We start from the raw sequence: 20,332 nt of genomic DNA on the forward strand, positions 1-20,332 counted from the left end.
CACGCTGAAGCCGCTATCGGAGTACAGGTTTCTTCTGGACGCGCGCGCAACGCCAACCTCGGCAGAACTTTGAGACTTGGGGACTAGACGATGAGGTTTGTGCTGGCGAGTTACGGAACTCGCGGCGATATCGAGCCGTCCCTGGTCGTCGGTCGTGAATTGGTACGCAGAGGGCACGATGTCCGCATGGCTGTGCCGCCCGACTCGGTCGCTTTTGTTGAGGAGGCGGGAGTTCCGGCGGTCGCCTACGGGCTGGACACGCGGACCTGGTTGGACGTGTACCGCAACTTCTGGACATCTTTCTTCGGAGCCTTCTGGAAAATCGGGCACCTTCGAAAACTCTGGCGCGAGATGTGGCAGCTCAGCGACGAGTCCTGGACCCAGATGAGCAAAACCTTGACATCGGTTGCCGACGGAGCTGACGTGCTGTTCGTCGGCCTCAGCTATCAGGAGGCCGCAGTCAGCGTCGCGGAGTACCTGAACATTCCATTGGCCACGCTGCATCACGTTCCGGTCCGGGCCAACGGCGAGCTGTTGCCGATTCTGCCGCCACCGCTCGCTCGTTTCGCGATGACGGCATTTGACTGGTTGGGCTGGCTTCTGAATAGGAAAGTCGAGCAAGCACAGCGTCGGGACCTGGGACTGCCGAAGGCGAAAGCCCCCGCGGCACGACGGATCGCCGAAAGCGGCGCACTGGAAATTCAGGCCTACGACGAGGCGTGCTTTCCCGGGCTGGCCGCGGAATGGGCCAACTGGGACGGCCAGCGTCCGTTCGTCGGTTCGCTGACGATGGAGTTGACCACCGGCGCCGACGCCGAAGTCGTGTCGTGGATTGCCGAGGGCACCCCTCCCATCTGCTTTGGATTCGGCAGCATGCCGGTGGAATCGCCGGCCGCCGCTATTGACATGATCGGCTCCGCCTGCGCGCAGTTGGGCGAGCGTGCGTTGATCTGTGCCGGTTGGAGTGACTTCAGCGACGTCCCGCACGGCGACCACGTCAAGGTGGTCGGCGGCGTGAACTACGCCGCGATCTTCCCGGCCTGTCGGGCGGTCGTCCATCACGGTGGCTCGGGTACCACGGCCGCAAGCCTGCGCGCCGGAGTCCCCACCCTGATCCTGTCAATGGATGTCAATCAGATGTTGTGGGGTGCTTGTGTCAAAAGGTTGAAAGTGGGCAGCTCCCGGCGTTTCTCGAGTACTACGCGCAAATCGTTGGTTGCCGACCTGCGCCGGATCCTCGCCCCGGAATACGCGACCCGGGCCCGCGATCTCGCCACCCGGATGACCACACCCGCCGAAAGCGTCGCAACCGCCGCCGACGTCGTCGAGGCTTATGCCCGTTCGAGGCATCGTGCCTGAGTGGTGCGGTGGGGCCCCAAAGCGCCGCGCTGCCGCGTGGCTGCCTGTTAGGATCCATCGACGCCGATCAACGATCTCGCCGAAACGGTACGATTGAATCGACGATTCGAGCTGCGAGACTTTACTGCACCGACCTTTTCAGACAAGACCAAGGAAAACATGACCAGCCTGACGACCAAACCGAAAGTTCGGTGGACGCCTCGAACCCTTACCATCCTATTTTTTTGGTGGCTCGGAGGAATGCGCCCCGCTCTGGTGAGGCATTACCTTACCGACGCCTTGCGTTGTCGGCTGGTGAAGTCGGGGGTGCCATCGCGCACGGCAAAGCACGTCGCTGAGGTGAGCGCGGAGTTCGAAGCAAGAGCAGCCCAGGGACAATTCCAAGAGCGCTGGTTCGACATGAACATCGTGCCCTGGTGTGTCACCTTTCCGAAAGTCTTCGGTCGTACCGATGCGGTGCGCATTCTCGAAATCGGGTCGTGGGAAGGGCGCTCGAGCCTGTTCTTCCTGACCTACTTTGCGCACGGCGAGCTGACCGCCGTTGATACCTGGGCTGGTAGTGACGAATGGCACTACAACGCGACCCCAGACCTGCGGGACCTGGAAGCCAGGTTTGACAGCAACGTTTCGTCTGGTGCGGGGCGGGTAACGAAGCGCAAAGGATCGTCGCTGACTGTTTTGCCACAATTGATCGCCGAACGACAAGAGTTCGACTTGATCTATGTAGATGGATCTCACTTCTCCGACGACGCAATCGTCGATGGGCTCAATGCATGGCGTTTGCTCAAGCAGGACGGCGTAATAATTTTCGACGACGTTATGTGGCCGGCTTACCCGCGAGCGCGGGCTAACACCGCGTGGGCGATCCACCAGTTCCTGAAATACCATGCAGGCGAATACAAAGTACTGCACGCCCAGTACCAAATTATCTTGCAGAAGAAGAACGCATTTGTTGATGAGACTGCCGATTGGGTCAGCAAGCCACCTGCCCCCGCTGCGGTTTCAGATCCGTCGGGTAACGGTCGTCAGCCGGAACAAAGCCATCAGCAGGTGCTGGGTTAGACGCGGGATGATTTATACCGTGTCGAGCGCAGGCTGAGCGCGCGGTAACCGGTCCGGGTCGCACCCCGGTTGCTGTCGTCGGCACGACGCCCTCAATGACCTCCTGGGTCATTGGCGTTTTGGTGGCTGATGCCCAGGCAACGGCGGCGCGCATGGGGTTGCACGCCACATTCCACTACCCTGACGTCGCCTCCTGCTGGACGGTGACGGCCGGCGCCGGCCGACCTAGTCTCTTTTGCGCAAAACGAGACTTCAGCGCCATCGCCCGCTTCTCGACCCCGAACCAGCTCAGAGCGGCCAGGGGCACGGTCGCGGCGCCGGCGACAGCTGCGAAAGCAAACGGATTCAAAAAGCTAAGCCCGCACATGACGAGGAACTGCTGCACCGGCCATCCGTAGATGTAGATGCCATACGAAAGATCCGTCCGCAGCCTGAGGCGCGGGTGATGAATCAGCGCGCCCGAAACGATGACCCCGTAAGCAAGTGGAATGGCGCCGACCACCCGATAGTTGGTTACGAGTAAGGCGGAACCAATGGCGATAACCAGGCAGACTACTACGAGCGACCACCGAGCGGGCAACACCTCGCGGAACTGGTGGATCAGCATGCCGGCCAAGAACACAACAGCGAACCGTCCGATCATCTGCGGAATGGTTTGCACTGCGAAGCCCGGGTAGGACACCACCGCGGCCAAGGACACCGCCAGCACGAACGCAAGAGGAACGGCCCAACGGCGGCCCAGCAACCCGATGACGCCGGCGGTCGCGACTCCGATGTAGCAGAACAGCTCGAAAATGAGAGTCCAGAGGGTGCCGTCCCACACATGGGGCCAAGGAACTCCGTTCGGTGTCCCCGCGATACTGCCGTGGTACACGTTCAGTACGGCATTGTTCAGGACGTATTCGATTGGCGCGGCGGACATCAGCAGTTTCTTCGGCGACCCACCCTGAACGGCCACTCCGATCGGGGCGATGACGAACGCGATCACAATCAGGCACACCCACAACCCCGGAAAGATGCGAAGAGCGCGCGCCACGAAGTATTCGCGAGGGCGCGGATTGCGGTGCCAACTCGCGGTGATGAGGAACCCGGAGAGGACGAAGAAGCCGTCGACCGCTACGTCATAGAGGCCGTGTAATCCAGGAGCCGTGTGGCCGGTCAGCGGCCAGCAGTGTTGCAGTACGACGGCACTGGCCATTATCAGTCGCCACACATTCAGGGCGTTCATGCGCGGATCGAATACCTGGCTCAGTTTCATGCGTCTCCACCTATCCCGTTTGCCCGTCCAGTGTTCCGCAGTTACTCGGGCGTCGCATGGAGGTTTGCCAAAGATTCGCGAGTGGCGGTCGGCCATCACGGTAACACTCCGTCGGCCCCCCGTCCCGGTGGTCACGACCCCTGCGGGCCGGGAAACGCCAGCCTGTCCGTCCTGGCAGATGATACTGTCGCCCAAACGGGGCAAATATCAAGCAATCATCCGCTGAGGAAGTCGATTTGGCCGACGGGGAGCTGACCGCAGACGAGGCGGAAGGCGGCGTCTGGGACGTCATCGTCATCGGCACCGGCATGGGCGGCGGGACACTCGGCTACTCGCTCGCCCGTTCGGGGCGACGGGTGTTGTTCGTCGAGAAGGGGCGTTCGACCCTGCCGGGGGCACCGGGGACGATCCGCGCTTCGATGCCCGAAGTCGCCGACCCGCTGGCCTGCCGCTCCGCCGAGACCTTCTATGACGCGTTGGCCCGGTCGGGCCGCTCAACCGACGAGGTTGAAGACATCAGCGGCCGCTCCGCACAGCGATTTGTGCCCTTTTTGGGCAGCGGGACGGGCGGGTCGTCATCCCTCTATGGCATGGTCTGCGAGCGGTTCTTCGCTCAGGATTTCACCCCCCGCCAGCACTTCCACGACCCGGGCGATTCCACCGTGCCGGAGGCCTGGCCGGTCACCTACGACGAGATGCGGCCCTGGTATGCGGCGGCCGAGAAGCTGCTGGGAGTGCGGGGCCAGCCCGACCCACTGCGCCCCGAGGCGGCCGAGGCGGGTCTGCCTGCCGCACCGCCATTTTCGGCAGAAAATCAGCCGTTGGTTGACTACCTGGCAGGTCGCGGCCTGCATCCCTACCACCTGCCGATGGCCTGTGATTACACCGAAGAATGCTCTACCTGCCAAAGCTATCTCTGCAGCAAGTCGTGCAAGAATGACGCTGCGCGTAATTGCGTGCTGCCCGCCGTCGCCGATCACGGGGCCCACCTGTTACCCGAATGTCGGGTCGTGCGCCTCGAAGCGGACCGAACCAAGGTCAATCAAGTGATTTGCGAGAGCCCTTCCGGGACAGTGGCATTGAAGGCCAACGTGGTGGTGCTGGCCGCCGGTGCGCTGGTGACGCCCGTGCTGTTGCTCAATTCCCGTTCGGCCGATTGGCCGCGCGGCTTGGCCAACGGCTCAGATTGGGTGGGCCGCAACTTGATGCGTCATCTTGTCGACATGGTCGAAATCTGGCCGCAGCCCGGCGTCAGGATGACGGGTGCGAACAAAGAGATCGGGCTGAACGATTTCTATTTCTGGGAGGGCCAAAAGTACGGCACCGTACAGTCATTCGGCTCGATGCCGCCCCTGGAAATCATGACCAGCGCTCCCGGGTGGCGGGCGAGGGCATTGCGCCTGATGAACCCGGCGGTGCGTCGGGGTTATGAGCGGTTCTTCAACGGTGGACTGGTGCTTGCGGCGATCATGGAAGACCTGCCCTATCTGGACAACCGCGTCTTGCAACCCGACCGGCCGAATGCGGATGGTCGCCAGCGCATGCGAATTCAGTATAGTCTTCACCCCAACGAGATCCAGCGCCGTGCAGTGTTTTTGAAGCAGTTGAAAGATGTAATGGAGCCGTTTCGCAAAATCACCCTGCGTGGCGCCGAGGACAACAAAGCCGTGGCCCACGTCTGCGGCACATGCCGCTTTGGTACCGATCCCGCATCCAGCGTGCTGGACCCGCACAACAGGGCACATGAAGTCGAAAACCTCTACGTGGTGGACAGCTCGTTCTTCCCTTCCAGCGCCGGGTTGAATCCGAGTCTGACGATCGCGGCCAATGCCTTACGGGTGGCAGCCCACGTCAACCAGGCACACTTCGCAACCTGATCACCGTGGAACCACCCCCGAGCCCCAATCCCCTTGGATTACTCGGCCGGCTGCCGAAGCGGAAGGCCCGCGGCGCGATAGATCGCGTCGATGACGGTCATGTTCTCGACAGCGGATTCCGGCGTCGTCTTCACCGGCTGGCCCCGTAGCACCGCCGCGGCGAACGCATCGAGTTGATACGCGTATGACGGGCGGTGCGGGAAGCGCTCGGCTCGTTTGCCGTCGGCTGATCGGACCGCCAGCCGGTGGAAAGACTGCGGCATCACCGGGTTGAGCACGCGCAGCTCTCCACGGTCGCCAATCACCTTGGCGCTCAACTGCAGCAGGTTGGACGACCACATCGAGCACCGAACCCGTCCCGCATGGCCGCCTTCGAACCGCAATTCGGCCGTCATAGCCCTGTCCACTTGAGGGTCACGCAATTTGGCCTGTGCCGAAACGACTTCCGGCGTGGAGCCGCCAAAGGTTCGAACCATGTCGACGGCGTAGCATCCGGCATCCATCGCCGCGCCACCGGCAAGGGAGTAGTTGTAGCGGATGTCGGAGAACTTCGGGAGGGGAAAGCAGAGGGCCGCTTCCACCCGCTGCAGCTTGCCCAACTCCCCCGAGGCAATGATCTCCTCGACGCGCAGACACAACGGGTGGTAGCGGTAATGAAATGCCTCCATCACAACCCGATCGGACTTCACCGCTAGTCCGGCGATTTCACGGGCCTCGGCGGCATTGGCCGTGAACGGCTTTTCGCACAGCACATGTTTCCCTGCCGCGAGCGCAGCTCGGGTCCACTTGCCGTGCAACCCGTTTGGCAGCGGGTTGTAGATGGCATCCACTTCTGGATCGTCGACGAGCGCCTGGTAGCTGCTGTGCACTCGAGCGATGCCGTGTTTGTCAGCAAACGCCTGCGCGCGCGACGCGTCCCGGGCCGCGACCGCGAAAACTTCGACTTCGGCGTTCTCCCGGGCCGGGTTGATGAGCGCCAACGGCGCGATGCGGGCTGCACCCAGGATGCCGACCCTCACGGTGGCCCCACGTTCAGACACGGACCGGATGCTAGCACTGGCTCAGGCCAGCCGGGGAGACGCACCGCAGAGAGGGATCGCGAGATCTGTTCAGGAATTTGATGAGATCCGGCGCTCCGAGGAAAGAAATTCGTCGAGATACGCCGGTGGCTTCAGATTGAGCAACCGTTCACGGTCGGCGACGAGGTCCGCGTACCCAAGTGCCTCAATCTGCGCCGGCGAGTACGACAACCGTGACTCGGGAACTCCCTTCCGCAGGATCCCCACACCCCAGTCACAGTTCAACACCGCAATGCGCAGATCCTGCCGGGTGCTGCGCAGGTAGACGATCGCCTTCCAGACGTCGCCACTCCAGTCGATCTCCCACCAGCGGTTTTGCCTGCGAAAATCGGCGTACGAGTCCGCCGGGCAGGCGACAGATTCCCGCGTGGGGTTGCAGTCATGTAGGAAGATGACGCCATCGTCGCGCAGATAGCGCAGGGTGTTTTCGACGTCCTGCACCACCTGCCCATAGGTGTGCAGGCCGTCGATCAGGGCGACGTCGATGCGACGTTGCTTGAGGAACGCCGCCTCGTCCGCGAAGAAGGCGTCGCTGGTGGTCTCGAAGTAGTGGGTGGCGTTCGCCTTCGCGTCGGCTCGCCGCCGGGTACGTGCCGACAGTTTGAACGCGGGGTCGACAGCGATTTTCTCCTGAGCGGTGATGCGACGAAACGCCGACCCACGTGAGACGCCAACCTCGAGGTAGACGGGGGTTGAGCGTCCGTCGAGCGCCCGCTGCACAGCCTTGATCCGGTTCATAAGACAACCCTCCCCTAAACGCGTGCACCCAACATAGAACACGCCTGGGCGCAGAAGCACCGTGTCATCTGCGTCCCGTCAGGAGCGTGGACACGGCGTGTCGACGTCTGCGAGGTCCACCCTTGACCCCGGGCGTGCCACCGCGGGTAACCTTCTCCCCATCGGGCGGATTCATATCAGTAACGTATCTCAATCAGGACAGCTACAAGATCCAATCGGCTCGAGGGTTCTGAACATCGTCTCGCGACCCGCTCTAGCTTGACCGGGCCGCTTCCGGGACCCGCCGCGAAAAGAGCGACCCACACTGGTCAATAAGCTGCGCCCAAGACGCCCTGGATGTCATGATGGCGCAGACTTCGAGCACACGGAAGTGAAAAGGCGGGGACCAATGAAGTTTGCCTTGGCGAGCTTTGGAACTCGCGGCGACATCGAGCCCTCGGTCGCTGTCGGTCGCGAGCTTCTGCGCAGGGGGCACGAAGTATGCATTGCCGTCCCGGCCAACCTGGTTGACTTCGTCGAGACGACTGGCCTCACGGCCGTCGCCTACGGTATTGACACGGTGGACGGGCTCCAGGAGGGGCTCGACGCCAACCGCGAATTTTGGACGTTGCTGTTCCATAATTTTTGGAAGGTCAACGAGCTGCGGGATGCATGGCACGGACTTTGGGATCCGGTCGCCGACATGTGGGCGCACATGAACACGACGTTGGTGTCGTTGGCGGATGGCGCCGACCTGTTGCTGACCGGCCTCAATTTCGAGCAGGCCGCTTTCAACGTCGCGGAGTATTACGACATTCCGTTCGCCACGCTGCACTTCTTCCCGATTCGGCCGAACGGGCAACTGGTTGGGCCCCTGCCGGCGCCGTTGGTCAAGCTCGGCATGACCGCGATGGGCTTGTTGTCTTGGCACCTCCTGACGAAGAAACTCGACGATCTGCAGCGTCGCCAGTTGGGCCTGCCGAAGGCAAAAGGCACCTCGTGGCGACAGATTGCCAGCCGCGGCTCGCTGGAAATCCAGGCTTATGACGAGGTCTGTTTCCCGGGGTTGGCGGCCGAGTGGGCGAAATGGAATGGCCGCCGGCCGTTCGTGGGCCCACTCACGATGGAGCTCACCACGGACGCCGATGACGAGGTCGCGTCTTGGATCGCCGCGGGAACGCCGCCGATTTGCTTCGGCTTTGGCAGCTTCGCAGTCGAATCCCCCGCCGCCACTGTCGAAATGATAAGCGGTGCCTGCGCGGAGTTGGGCGAACGGGCGTTGATTTGCTCGGGCTGGACCGACTTCAGCGATGTCCCCCACTTCGACCACGTCAAGGTGGTGGGCGCAGTCAACTACGCGGCGACTTTTCCCGCTTGCCGCGCGGTGGTTCATCACGGGGGTGCCGGCACCACGGCCGCAAGTCTTCGCGCCGGAGTGCCCACACTGATTCTCTGGACGATGCCCGATCAGCCGATCTGGGGGGCCCAGTTCAAACGCTTGAAGGTCGGGGCGTCTCGGCGGTTTTCGACCACTACCCGCGAAACGTTGGTCAAGGATCTGCGCGAAATTCTCGCGCCTGATTATGCCGTCCGCGCACGCGAGCTCGCAGCCCGGGTGACCAAACCGGCCGAAAGCGTTTCCATCACTGCTGATCTCGTCGAGAAGTTCGCCCGCTCCAGGCGTGTCGACTGATCGCGTACACCCAACCGTCGGACGAGAACCGGCCTCCTGCACGAGTGCGGTCCGCATGAGCCCGAGGCTGAAGCGCAACTAAACCCGCTGCGGGACAACGCCAAAGACAAATCGCTAAGCCCAGGTGCCTTTTCGCCGGTGAGCCATCGCCACGATCTCGATCATCGGTTTCACGACGGCCGGCCGGAAGATCCGGGTACGCACACCACCGGAAAGTTTGCGATAACCCTCGAAGGCAGAACGAAAGTCGTGCTCGCTCGCCCGATAGGACTCGAAAACGCGATTGAGCATTCCCTCGTCGGGACACTCGTCTCGCGCGGCCATGCACTGCGCATCGTAGACCGCAGAAATCCAGTCTGTACCAAAACGGTTTGTCACCGGCCCGCGGATTTTCTGTCGACGAAGATCCGGTGTGAGAAACTCTTCGATCGCGCTGGCATCTTGGGTAGCGAGATCGATTGGCAGCGCCATGGAAATCCGCTTAATCTCCCGGCGCCAATCGTCGAGGAGGTTGGGGTACTCGACGAAGACTCGTGGGATGCCACGCGTGTGCCGCTCGGCCAGCAGATTGTATTTCAGCCACAAGGCACTTGAGAGCTCCGGCGCGATGCCCCACGAAGCGGCGACCGATGAGATCACCTCTTCCGGGTGGCGGACGGCAATTACGGCTGCTGCGTCAAAGCCGGCCAGACGCGAGGCCTCAAACCACAAGTCCGAGAGCGTCGTGATCCTGGGGTCCTTGATCACTACGAGCGGTGCTGCCGGCAGCGTGTTGAGATAAGCCGCAATCTCGGCGACGCAGGCGCCCTTCTCTTCGGTGGTCAAGGCGCCGTCTTCAAGTAATCGCAGTGACGGGTCGAACCAGGCGCTGCCGTGGCGGTGCAGGATTGCTTCGTTGATGGCGATGACTTTGCGCGGCTCCCAGTTGCCCCGTGGATTGCCGGAATCGGCGCCCAACATTCCGGCCGGCAGCGTTCCACCGCACAGCGAGAGGACGCGTGTGATGGCTGAGGTTCCCGAGCGTTGTGTCCCCAGCACAAACAGAACTACCGGGCGGGTACCAGCCCCAGGGGCATCGGCATTGCTGAGGCCTTCGTGGTAGGTATCGACAACGCTTTCGATGGGCCTGGCCCGCCGGTTGGATCTCATAACGAATCGAAGCCTTCCAGTTCTCCTCTGCGTAGGCCGCGATGGTATCCCAGGATCGTCGTGATTTCGCGGGCTTTGCGGGGATTCCTGCAGCCCGAGCCCGATGGCAACCCCCGCTGGCCTCCCCTTCGCTCCCCCGGATCGCTGGCGCAGAGCCACCGGCACGGCCACATGATCGACATGGACATTCGTCAACTGGTGAGTTCCCGTTCAACCGCCGCCCCCGGGATGACTCAGGATGGATATGCCCATGGCGGCCAGCGGTGCCCCTTGGGCCGGCTTGTGGACCATTCGCTCGATGGGCGTTGCTCAAACTTGCAATCGACCATCAATTCGTGGTGTCAACTGAACCCCAGCTACTTTCGCTACGGAGCGAGCACAGGCAGGGGCGGCACCAAACACCCCGGGCAGCAATAACTTTGCTGAATCCAGCCCCACTCGATCGGCGCTCACGCCTCGCGAGGAGCCTACCAAGCAGAGTAATCTGCAGCGCATCGTTCCGAGAAACAAGAACCCTCGTAAACGGGCGACTCTAGGCGGAGTCCAGCGGGAATTGCTGGGGCCACTCCCGATGAAGGACTATCGACATCCTGCCCAATATTCCCATAGTCGGGCCCCAGCCGTGGATTCGCCGCAATCCCTGCACCATTGCCAGGCGTCCGCCCAGGTCATACCGCCAACGGCCGAAGTGCATGTTGGCGGTCTTGCGTCCGAAGTGGTTGATATAGGCCATTTCGGTTACGTACACGCCATATCCAGCCTTACGCGCACGTAACGCGAGATCAAGGTCGATTCCCCACCCATAACGTTTAAAATATTCTAGGTTCATTCCACCCGTAGCCCGCCAGCATTCGCGGGACAGCATGAGCGCCGTTCCCTCGACAGCAGGCACTACCCGGTACCGAGGCCGAGGAATGTAGTCCGCAGCGTCTGGCTGTTGATCGGCTACTGCCCATGGCAACCCCAGGTCGGTCATCGGCCCAACGATTCCTGCGTCGCTGGGCAAGCGCGTGTCGAGAAGGGCAGCCACGAATCCCTTCGAAATGCGGGTGTCGTTGTTGAGTGTCATTGCGTGGGAGTAGCCCTCGGAGAACGCAATTTGGAATCCAAGCTGACTGCCGCCAGCCCATCCGAGGTTTTCGCCGGGCGTCGTGACCCGTTCGTTTCCGATTTTGGGATAGTCGCCCTTATTGTCCACAATCAGATACTCGGCGCCCTCGCGCACTAAGTCCCCTACAAGCGCGTGGGTGTACTCATGTCCTCCGAACACCGGAACCGTAATCAGCAGAGACACGAGCTAACCGTACACCGGCAGTAGTTTCCGTGAGCCGCCTCCGAGATGCGCGATGCCGGGGCGCGTTCGCAATTCTCCCACTTAGTCCAGGGCACAGGGATCGCTCATGACCGGGGCTAGAGTCGATCGTTTGGTCCACGAAGTTTGCGCCCATGCCGAACACACGCCGCCAGCCGCGTGTCGCGCGCTATGACGTTCGTATGCAGCCAGTGGCCATCGTCGCCGCGTACAGCCTGGCCGGGTCGTCCACCCATGCAGCATCACCTGTTGCCCGATTCCGTTTGCCTGTTCCTGTGCAATGTGATCAGATCCGTTGCGGGGGGGGCTATCCTGAGGCGGTTGGTGACACAGGATGGGAAACCCATGCAAAATGCGACAGACCCAACAAGTGCCAGCATGTACTACCGCTATACGCGGCAGGAGATGCTGCCTTTCATGCCGACAGATGCACAACGTGTACTAGAACTGGGCTGCGCGGAGGGGGTTTTCGCAGCTGCAGTCAAAGAGCGCACTGGCGCGGAAGTATGGGGCATCGAGTTCAGCGCTCAGGCAGCCGAACACGCGAGGAAACGCATCGACCGTGTCCTCGTTGGAGATGCAAATGCTCAGATTGCCGAGCTACCCGATAGCTACTTCGATGCGGTCGTCTGCAACGACGTACTCGAACATCTCGTCGATCCGACCGCTACCCTTAAACAGCTTCGAGCGAAACTTAGGCCCGGGGGTGTGGTCGTTGCCTCGATCCCTAACATCCGCTATGCGCCTGCTCTGAGCAAGATCGTTTTTCGGAAGGATTTCCCGCAAGACGACCAAGGCATTTTCGACCGCACCCACCTACGCTTTTTCACACGCAAAAGCATCGTGCGACTGTTCGAATCGGCGGGCTTCGGCATGCAGCGCATGAAGGGGATCAACGCTTATTATGGACCCCTCGGACTCTTGCTGACTCTCATAACCCTCGGATATTTCCGCGATAGCATCTACCTTCAATACGCGTGCGTGGCGTCGCCGTCAACGTAAAGTCGCCTTTTTATCCGGGCATTAGGCCCTGAGGTGTGCTTTCTGCCCATGACAGGTTTTACGGACGGGCCGGCTGATCCGAGTGTATTACCGCTCGATCAAAGCTTTCTGCAGTCGCGCAAGTCTGCCGAACGCGGATGCCGCGTACCGATTCAAGGGGTACGGCAAGACCTGGTCATGAGCAAATCGGAGCCTCGCCTCTAGTTCATCCTTATCTGAACTCGCCAGGACCGTCGCCGGGTGGGTTAAGGGCAGTTCGATCTCTTCCGCGCGCAGGGAAGAGTAGACAGCGTCTTTCACCGTGTGTGTCGCCTCCGAGTGATACCCGATGTTCCGGACCAAGTTTCGAGCGGGAGTGATGCAAAGGCCCGAATTCACCCATATGCTGTAGACCCATTGGAAGTCCCAGGTGTCGACGTTGCCATCATAAGCGCACTGGATCACGGATTCCCAGAAGAAGCGCTCGCTCCTCTTCGCCGAGTACTGATCGAAAAGTTTCCTCTCTTTAATCTCCGGCCAGTACGTCATGTTGATATCGTATTTCGCCCAGGCGCGTCGCCAAGTCGCCCAACCCCACAGGTGCGGATATCTCGAGAAGTAGTAACTATCCGCCGTCTCGGCACGCCCGAAAAGATGATTATCTCCAGTAATCATCATGATGCGCTCGTCGCTCTCATATCGATCGAGGAGCTCGGTGCAATAGGGGAAGAACGAGGCGGAGGGTATACAGTCGTCCTCGATGATTATCGCCTTCTCCACGAGTCCGAAGGCCCAGGTTAGGCCTGATGAGACCCGGAGCCGGCACCCCAAATTAGTCTCGGAGTAATTCCTCTGCACTTCACATTCCCAGTCAACCTCCTCGATGACCGCGCGCGCCGCTTCGCACTTCTCGGGCTCTCCAGGCCTGTTCACACGGGGACCGTCCGCGATTACCAGGAGCTTGCTCGGTCTAGCGGCCCTGATCGTCTCGAAGACCTGCCTCGTGCAGTCCGGCCGGTTGAAGATGACGAAGATAATCGGGGGCGTCGAGGTCAACGTCTTACCTTTGCGAGCGCACTAAGAGGAGTCAGCGTAATGCGGGTGGCCCTCACTTATTCGTTCTCCTTTGTATTCATTACTCCATACGTCCTGCCCATGCCGTAGTACTCAAAGCCCTCGCCTCGCAAACGCTCAGGGTCGTAGATGTTTCGCCCATCGAACACGACATGTTGTCGCATGGCCGCTTTGACGCGCTTCCAAGACGGCCGTTGAAACTGTTTCCACTCCGTGAGGAGCAAGAGCGCGTCGGCGTCCTCGACAGCGTCGTACATATTGCCGGCATACTCGATCGAACTACCGAGCATCATTTTCGCCTGCTTGGTCGCTTCGGGATCGAAGGCACGCACGGTAGCTCCCAATTCGACGAGCCTACGCGCCACGACGAGAGACGGCGCGGCACGCACGTCGTCGGTCTGTGGCTTGAAGCTAAGACCCCAGAGTCCGATTCGCCGGCCTTCAAGATTCTTCGCGGGCGCCCCTGCGGCGAAACGGGTAACGATCTTGGAGACGAGGACAGACTTCTGCTCGCCGTTAACATGTTCGACGGCATTCAGCAGGTGCATATCTGAGCCCAAGCTGTCGGCGGTATGTAGCAGGGCCTGAACGTCTTTCGGCAAGCAGGACCCGCCGTAACCTATCCCGGGGAACAGGAACTCATAGCCAATGCGGTTGTCGGCTCCGATGGCTTCCCGCACCGCCGAGATATCCGCGCCGGCCTTCTCGCAGAGATTCGAGATCTCATTGATAAAGGAAATTTTTGTCGCGAGAAAGCAGTTAGCCGCGTATTTCGCCATCTCGGCGCTTCTGATGTCGATGGCAATCAGCGGATGGAAGGTGCGTAGGAAGGGTTCATAGAGCTCGCGCATGATGGTGAGCGCACGCTGCGAGTCGCTTCCTACCACGATGCGGTCGGGGTGCATGAAGTCAGCAATCGCCTTGCCTTGCTTCAAGAATTCCGGGTTAGAGACGACGTCGAAATCATGCTTGGTCGTGCTGCCGATGATCGCTCGAACCTCGTCGGCGGTGCCGACGGGGACCGTCGACTTGTCGACGACGACCTTGTAGCGATCCATGTGAGACCCGATGTCGGCGGCTGCGGAGTAAACGTGGCTGAGGTCGGCAGCACCGCTTTCGGACATCGGAGTTGGGACCGCGATGAAGATCACGTCTCCGTGCTCGATTCCGCGTTGCTTGTCGGTGGTGAAGTCGATCAGGCCGTTCTCCCGATTCCTGGCGATCAGTTCCTCCAAGCCGGGCTCAAAGATCGGGGTTCCTCCTGCAAGAAGTAGGTCGATCTTCGCCTTGTCGATATCGACGCAGACGACGTCGTTGCCGCTGTCGGCGAGGCAGGCGCCCGTAACGAGGCCGACGTAACCCGACCCGATTACCGAAATCTTCACGATCGCCCCCCCTTCATGTCCTGGACGGTCGACGCCCATATTGCCGGATGCGCGCGAAGTCCATGCGCGATTCGCATGTTCGAATTCCTAGATGATCGCAAGCACTCTTGCTGGCAGTTGCCTCACGGAAGGCCACAAGTCGTCCAGATCGATCGAAGCGCACACTATCCCCGAGCACATCACATCAGCAGTCATGTCGACAGTTTGATCGCGACCAACCGACCAGTATTCTGAGCAGATTCTTCCGCTGCGGCGATCGCCCGCACGATCGCAACTTCGTCTTCTAGCCCAGTCGTATCCGGCTTCCCAGTGCGCACCACGTCGATGAACGTCCGAAGCTCGCGCGTCAGCGGAGGTTCTTTGCCATAGGTCGGGAACGACGTACGCCCGGAAACGCTCACCGAAAGCTTCCTCTCTGCGGTGTCGTCGAAGGTGAGCGAGTTCTCTTCGCCCAGAATCGTCATGCGATGACGCTTCCGCGGCGACATCCAGCTGACGCTGCCGATGAACGGGACGCCGGCGATCACAAATCTCGCGATTGCCGCCTGGAATCCCGACGCTCCGCCGACGCCGCGGGCCTGGACCGAAATCGGATTAGCGCCGAAGAGCGCCCGGGCCATCGAGAGACCGTGAGGGAGCCAATCCCATAGCACCGACGAATCGGCACGCGGATGGTGATTCATTCCCTCCCAGAACACCGCCCGCATGGGTGCAACGTCAGCTAGAAGATTCTCCGCAGCCTGAAACGCGGGGTTATACAGATGCACGTGCCCCACGACAACGGGCGCCCCAGAAGCTACTACCGCTTCGTGGATGCGGATCGCATCGTCCACCGTTGTCGCCATTGGCTTTTCGATGAATGTAGGTACGCCCGCTTCGATAAATGGGATCGCGATTCTGGCATGCGTCACGGAGGGCGTTGCAATCAGAACACCATCGGGTCGTTGGCGAGCAACGACAGCGAAATTCTTCGACTCCTCGATCAGCTCTACGTCGTGCATCGCCGCGAGCGTGCGGGCGATGTTCGCGCCCCACTTTCCCCGCCCGATTACAGCGAGTCGCATACACCCTTCCGGTAAGAATCCTGGTCTTTGGCCCAATCGATGAATCGTGCGAGGCCATCTTTAACATCGACCTTCGGTTGATAATTCAGCTCTTCAGAGGCTTTGGAGAGATCCGGACAGCGTCGCTGAGGCTCGCCCGCCGGGTAGGTGTCCGGGTAGTCGATTTGCTGAAATGTCGCTCCCGGCACGAGCTTTGCGTACAACTCGGCCAGCTCAAGCATCGAGATTTCGTTGGCGGCATTGCCGATGTTATAGGGCTCGCCGGCGCGACCCTTGAGAAGTACTTTCAAGAATCCGGTAATCGCGTCCGTCGTATAGCAGAACGTTCGCGTCTGCAGTCCGTCGCCATGGACCGGGATGGGCTCGCCGGTGAGCGCCTGATAGGTGAACATGGGAACGACGCGCCGATCGTTGTGCTTCATCCCGGGCCCGAACACGTTGAACGGCCTGACGATCGTTACCGGCAAGCCGTACTTCTGGTGATAGACCGTCGCTATCGTCTCTGCCAGCCGTTTCGACTCGTCGTAGCAAGCCCGGGGGCCGACGCTCGAGACGTGACCGTGGTAGGTCTCGGGAGTAGGCACAAATCGCGGATCGGGGTCGCCGTAGATCTCGCTCGAACTGAAGAACAAAAAACCTTCCAGCGACGGGTTCCGGCGTCCCAACTCGAGCAGATTCTTGATGCCCGATACTGCGCTTTCGATGGTTTCGAGCGGATACTTCATGTAGTACACGGGCGAAGCCAGGCCAGCCGCATGCATGATGTAGTGAATGTCTTCCCGTACGGGCAGCGGATAGGTCACGTCCGCCCACACCTCGGCAATATTCTCGTCCCGCTCGGCGGTGCTCGGATCGCCGGTAATGAAATTATCGACAGAGAGCACGCGGACGGGCCGCTCGAGGATCGTATCGTTGAGCCGCTTGAATACTCGCAGAAAGTGCTTGCCTAGAAAACCCGCACCACCACTCAACAGTACGGTTTTCCCTGAAAGCAAGTGCGCGTCGTCCCCGAGCCCCTGGACGATTGCCTCGGTATCGCGGCGAAGAATGAAGTGTTCAGCCATGCAAATGACCCTTCTGTTACGTCAGCTCGGCGGGCGGAATGGGCTTCAGATAGCGGTACGCTCCGTCGGTCTTCTTCTTGATATCGTCGAAGTACTCGTATGCAAAGACGACGAGTACGTCCGGCTTGTGTTCGTCCAAGTAGCTTTTGGGCACTATCGGGATGTGCGTTCCCGGGGTGAATTTATTCTGCTTCAAGGGGCTGTCATCGACGGTAAACGGAATTTCACTGGGCCCGATTCCACCGTAATTACAAATCGTCGCCACCCGCGCCGGCGAACCGTATCCAGCAACTCGCAATCCGGCGTGGTGGTACTCGGCCAGCTGGTCTTTGAAAGCGGATACTTGAAGGTCGACATTACGTCGAAATTCGCGCAAGGTCTCCTCCGTCAAACCCTTCTCCTCGCGCGCGATGAGCTGACGCGTGGCGTCGGAGGCGGGTTGCCGGCCCGCTCGCTGCACGAACACCTGCAATGAGCCGCCATGCGGCGCAATCTCGCGCACGTGGGTGATCGACATGCCGTGCGCGTCGAACAACTTCGCGAGCGAGGTGAGCGAGTAGTAGAAAATGCGATCCAGATAGAAACGCTCGAATTGTGTAGACGCTAAAATCGCGCCGATATATTCAACCTCGACGATGAAGGTGCCGTCGTCCGTCAGCAGTCGCTTCACGGTGTCGATGAACCCGCTCGGGTTCTCGAGATGGGTGAAGACGCTGCTCGCGACGATAACATCCGCCCTGCCATGCGACTCCTCGATTCTCTCGGCGGCCGACAGATCGAAGAAGGACGTCAGCGTTTCGAGGCCTTGATCGTTGGCGATTTTCGATACATTGATTGAAGGCTCGACGCCGAGCGCTTTGACACCCAGCTTCTGAAGGGGCCTAAGAAGGATCCCATCATTCGAGCCGACATCGACAACAAAACGGGCCGACGCCAGTTGTTGGGCGAGATCCTCGAAATGCTCTACCAGTCCCTGGTTTACAGAGGAAAGATAGTAGTAATCTTCGAACATCCTTTCGCGGGAGACAATTGTGCCCAGCTGGACGTTCTTGCAGGTGGGACAGAAGAAGACCTGCAGCGGAAAGAAATCCTCTGCGGCAAATTCAGCCTCGGTAGGGTATTTGTTCGCGAGCGGTTGCTGTCCCAGGTTGAGGAACTCGATCGCGGCGGGCTCGCCGCACAATCGACATTCCATCGTCGCAGTTGGCGGTGCGGGCATAGACAGGCTCCCCTTTGCCTCGTGTGCAGATCACTACCCATTACGTGGTGTTCGTCCTCGGAATCACGATCATCTCCACGACGAGGTAGTAGGGCGATAGTACGTTACTTGCAGACTTCGCAGTCACTTTCGGGATCGCACGCCGAAAACTTGACACGAATTTTGGCCGCTGCGCCGCAAGCTCTGATCCCTCACGACCGCATACCCCGGAGATTCATCGCGTCTGTCGCCCTGGGTGCTAGCCCCTTTGGATGGCGCATGCTTCAGCCCAGCAGCCGGCCCGACCATTCATTGGGACGGCGCCGCTCTCCCACCGTCCCTGTCAAGCTCGTTGCGACCTGACGTTGATGGAGAAATCCCGGCGTGACGCAAGGGCCAGGACGCTACAGTGGCGGGCGTGAACCGCTTCCCCATGTTGCGATCCCGCATTTGGACACAGCACCCCTCCTTGCTCTGGCACTATCCCGCGACCTACCTACGACATCTACGCACATACAGACGCACAGCCGATGTCCGGGCCGACTATGAAAAGTACGCCGCCGAAGGACAGTTCAAAGAGCACTGGTTCGACGTCAACATCGTCCCTTGGTGTGCCGCGTTAGGGCGGGTATTCGACCGCTCAGATGACATCTCCATCCTGGAGATCGGGTCGTGGGAGGGCCGCTCCGCCTTGTTCCTGCTGACCTACTTCCGAAATGCCACATTGACCGCAGTCGATACCTGGGCCGCGAGCGAAGAATATGCGTATACCGCGACCGCAAATTTGAGTGATTTGGAGGCCCGTTTCGACCACAACCTGTCGGCGTGTACCGGGCGGTTGACCAAACGAAAGGGCATGTCCCTTGACGTGCTACCAAGACTGGTGGAGGAGGGGCAGCTGTACGACCTCATCTATGTGGACGGTTCACATCTCGCAGATGACGTTCTCGTAGACGCAGTTTTGACGTGGCGGCTCTTGAAACCGGGCGGGGTGGTGATCTTCGATGACTTCCTATGGGAGGCATACCCGCGTGCTCGGGCGAACCCAAGGCACGCAATCGTCAGCTTCCTGCACTATCACAGCAGGGAATACAGGATTTTGGGTGCTTACTACCAGATAATTCTGCAAAAAACTGCTGGGTTCGACGATCATGTTGCCCCAGTTGTCAGTTGAGGTTCAAAGCTTTCTCGTCCAAGAAATCCGACGCGCGACAGCCGCCTCACCTACGAGGCCGAACACACGCGCAACACACCGCAACCTACGGCAGTCTTAGGCGCTGGACTCCGCGGCGCTGCGGTAGCCGCGGACCGCGATCGGGATGAACACCGCGAACAGCACCAGGGCCCAGACAAGCGTTAGCCCAAGGGGCCACAACAGCGGACCACCGTGGGCGAGTCCCCACATTGCCTCAATGGGTGTCGACATCGGTTGCATGCGAACGAAAGGCCGCAGCCAGTCGGGGTAGAGCATGATCGGCGTCGTACCGGGGTTGAGGAACGCCAGCGCAACGGTCCCGGCCGCCAGCCAGGTCATGAGGGCGACGCCATTGGTGCGGATGGCGAACGCCATGACCAGCACCGTGAACCCCACCACCATGATCGGGGGGATCAGGACGTACACCAGTACGGTGGCCCAGCCGTGCGTGAAACGCAGTCCCATCGCGACCCCGAGGGCGGTGATCAAGACGGTTCCCAGCAGCGCGCGCACGGCCTCGGCGGTCAGTCGTCCGGCGAGCGCGCTTGCGCGGTGCACCGGCAGCACCCACATCCGTGTCAGCAGTCCGGAATCGCGCTCCATCGCAATGCCGAGCGAAGTACTGAGGGCGCCGAACACCCCGGACAGCATCGCACACACCGGAACCAGGCTGTAGACACTCTCAACACCGGTGAGCTTGTGCACGCGCTCGTCCAGCACAACGACGTAGACGAATAAGAGGCAGACAGGGACGATCAGGGACCCCACCAGCACCGCTCGCTCACGCCGCCACTCGGTGAGGAGTCGACCGGCCTGCACCCAGCTTTCGGCCAGCAGCGAGCCCTGTATTCGGTGCCGCGGCATC

At 60.6% G+C, this 20,332-nt stretch carries 17 protein-coding genes; 6 read left to right on the forward strand and 11 right to left on the reverse strand.

Features of this window, described 5'->3' with window-relative positions; translation table 11 throughout:
- Window positions 1-90: 90 nt before the first annotated feature.
- Window positions 91-1,359 (forward strand): glycosyltransferase, encoded by a 1,269-nt coding sequence (locus tag A5750_RS04890; protein WP_067261395.1) that lies wholly within the window; start codon window positions 91-93, stop codon window positions 1,357-1,359.
- A 159-nt stretch (window positions 1,360-1,518) separates the two neighbouring features.
- Entirely contained in the window at window positions 1,519-2,421 is a 903-nt protein-coding gene (locus tag A5750_RS04895; protein WP_082959039.1) for a class I SAM-dependent methyltransferase, read from the forward strand.
- 175 nt (window positions 2,422-2,596) lie between these two features.
- On the opposite strand, the gene A5750_RS04900 is transcribed toward A5750_RS04895, so the two are convergent.
- Window positions 2,597-3,679: an acyltransferase gene (locus A5750_RS04900; RefSeq protein WP_067261398.1), complete on the reverse strand. Its 1,083-nt coding sequence runs from the start codon at window positions 3,677-3,679 to the stop codon at window positions 2,597-2,599.
- 236 nt (window positions 3,680-3,915) lie between these two features.
- Between A5750_RS04900 and A5750_RS04905 the strand changes: the two genes are divergently transcribed.
- Window positions 3,916-5,556 (forward strand): GMC oxidoreductase, encoded by a 1,641-nt coding sequence (locus tag A5750_RS04905; RefSeq protein ID WP_082959040.1) that lies wholly within the window; start codon window positions 3,916-3,918, stop codon window positions 5,554-5,556.
- 38 nt (window positions 5,557-5,594) lie between these two features.
- Here A5750_RS04905 and A5750_RS04910 read toward each other — a convergent pair whose 3' ends face one another.
- Window positions 5,595-6,605, reverse strand: a complete 1,011-nt coding sequence (locus tag A5750_RS04910; protein WP_369829478.1) for a Gfo/Idh/MocA family protein — start codon at window positions 6,603-6,605, stop codon at window positions 5,595-5,597.
- A gap of 60 nt (window positions 6,606-6,665) precedes the next feature.
- Window positions 6,666-7,373 (reverse strand): class I SAM-dependent methyltransferase, encoded by a 708-nt coding sequence (locus A5750_RS04915; RefSeq protein ID WP_082959041.1) that lies wholly within the window; start codon window positions 7,371-7,373, stop codon window positions 6,666-6,668.
- Window positions 7,374-7,761: 388 nt separating this feature from the next.
- Between A5750_RS04915 and A5750_RS04920 the strand changes: the two genes are divergently transcribed.
- Window positions 7,762-9,045 carry a glycosyltransferase gene (locus A5750_RS04920; RefSeq protein ID WP_067261400.1) on the forward strand — a complete coding sequence of 428 codons (1,284 nt, stop codon included), beginning with the start codon at window positions 7,762-7,764 and terminating at the stop codon, window positions 9,043-9,045.
- Window positions 9,046-9,159: 114 nt separating this feature from the next.
- Here A5750_RS04920 and A5750_RS04925 read toward each other — a convergent pair whose 3' ends face one another.
- Both A5750_RS04925 and A5750_RS04930 read right to left on the reverse strand, forming a co-directional pair.
- Window positions 9,160-10,194, reverse strand: a complete 1,035-nt coding sequence (locus A5750_RS04925) for a sulfotransferase family protein (RefSeq protein ID WP_082959042.1) — start codon at window positions 10,192-10,194, stop codon at window positions 9,160-9,162.
- A gap of 532 nt (window positions 10,195-10,726) precedes the next feature.
- Entirely contained in the window at window positions 10,727-11,488 is a 762-nt protein-coding gene (locus tag A5750_RS04930; protein ID WP_067261402.1) for a hypothetical protein, read from the reverse strand.
- 342 nt (window positions 11,489-11,830) lie between these two features.
- Between A5750_RS04930 and A5750_RS04935 the strand changes: the two genes are divergently transcribed.
- Complete coding sequence (locus tag A5750_RS04935; RefSeq protein WP_231989138.1) at window positions 11,831-12,508, forward strand: bifunctional 2-polyprenyl-6-hydroxyphenol methylase/3-demethylubiquinol 3-O-methyltransferase UbiG; 678 nt, start codon at window positions 11,831-11,833, stop codon at window positions 12,506-12,508.
- A gap of 87 nt (window positions 12,509-12,595) precedes the next feature.
- On the opposite strand, the gene A5750_RS04940 is transcribed toward A5750_RS04935, so the two are convergent.
- The 5 genes from A5750_RS04940 to A5750_RS04960 form a co-directional block, all read right to left on the reverse strand.
- Window positions 12,596-13,543 carry a methyltransferase type 11 gene (locus A5750_RS04940; RefSeq protein WP_197505356.1) on the reverse strand — a complete coding sequence of 316 codons (948 nt, stop codon included), beginning with the start codon at window positions 13,541-13,543 and terminating at the stop codon, window positions 12,596-12,598.
- Between the two features lie 56 nt (window positions 13,544-13,599).
- On the reverse strand, window positions 13,600-14,946 hold the full coding sequence (locus A5750_RS04945) for a UDP-glucose/GDP-mannose dehydrogenase family protein (protein ID WP_067261405.1): 1,347 nt from the start codon (window positions 14,944-14,946) through the stop codon (window positions 13,600-13,602).
- A gap of 191 nt (window positions 14,947-15,137) precedes the next feature.
- Window positions 15,138-15,947 (reverse strand): Gfo/Idh/MocA family protein, encoded by an 810-nt coding sequence (locus A5750_RS25180; protein WP_197505357.1) that lies wholly within the window; start codon window positions 15,945-15,947, stop codon window positions 15,138-15,140.
- Between the two features lie 47 nt (window positions 15,948-15,994).
- Complete coding sequence (locus A5750_RS04955) at window positions 15,995-17,074, reverse strand: NAD-dependent epimerase/dehydratase family protein (RefSeq protein WP_067261411.1); 1,080 nt, start codon at window positions 17,072-17,074, stop codon at window positions 15,995-15,997.
- Between the two features lie 16 nt (window positions 17,075-17,090).
- Complete coding sequence (locus A5750_RS04960; protein WP_197505358.1) at window positions 17,091-18,293, reverse strand: class I SAM-dependent methyltransferase; 1,203 nt, start codon at window positions 18,291-18,293, stop codon at window positions 17,091-17,093.
- 397 nt (window positions 18,294-18,690) lie between these two features.
- Between A5750_RS04960 and A5750_RS04965 the strand changes: the two genes are divergently transcribed.
- A complete protein-coding gene (locus tag A5750_RS04965) occupies window positions 18,691-19,446 on the forward strand; it encodes a class I SAM-dependent methyltransferase (RefSeq protein ID WP_231989137.1) in 756 nt (251 codons plus the stop codon).
- Window positions 19,447-19,542: 96 nt separating this feature from the next.
- Here A5750_RS04965 and A5750_RS04970 read toward each other — a convergent pair whose 3' ends face one another.
- Window positions 19,543-20,331 carry an ABC transporter permease gene (locus A5750_RS04970; RefSeq protein ID WP_082959045.1) on the reverse strand — a complete coding sequence of 263 codons (789 nt, stop codon included), beginning with the start codon at window positions 20,329-20,331 and terminating at the stop codon, window positions 19,543-19,545.
- Window position 20,332 lies beyond the last annotated feature (1 nt).

The sequence above is a fragment of the Mycobacterium sp. 852002-51613_SCH5001154 genome (genome assembly GCF_001667425.1).
Lineage (GTDB): Bacteria > Actinomycetota > Actinomycetes > Mycobacteriales > Mycobacteriaceae > Mycobacterium.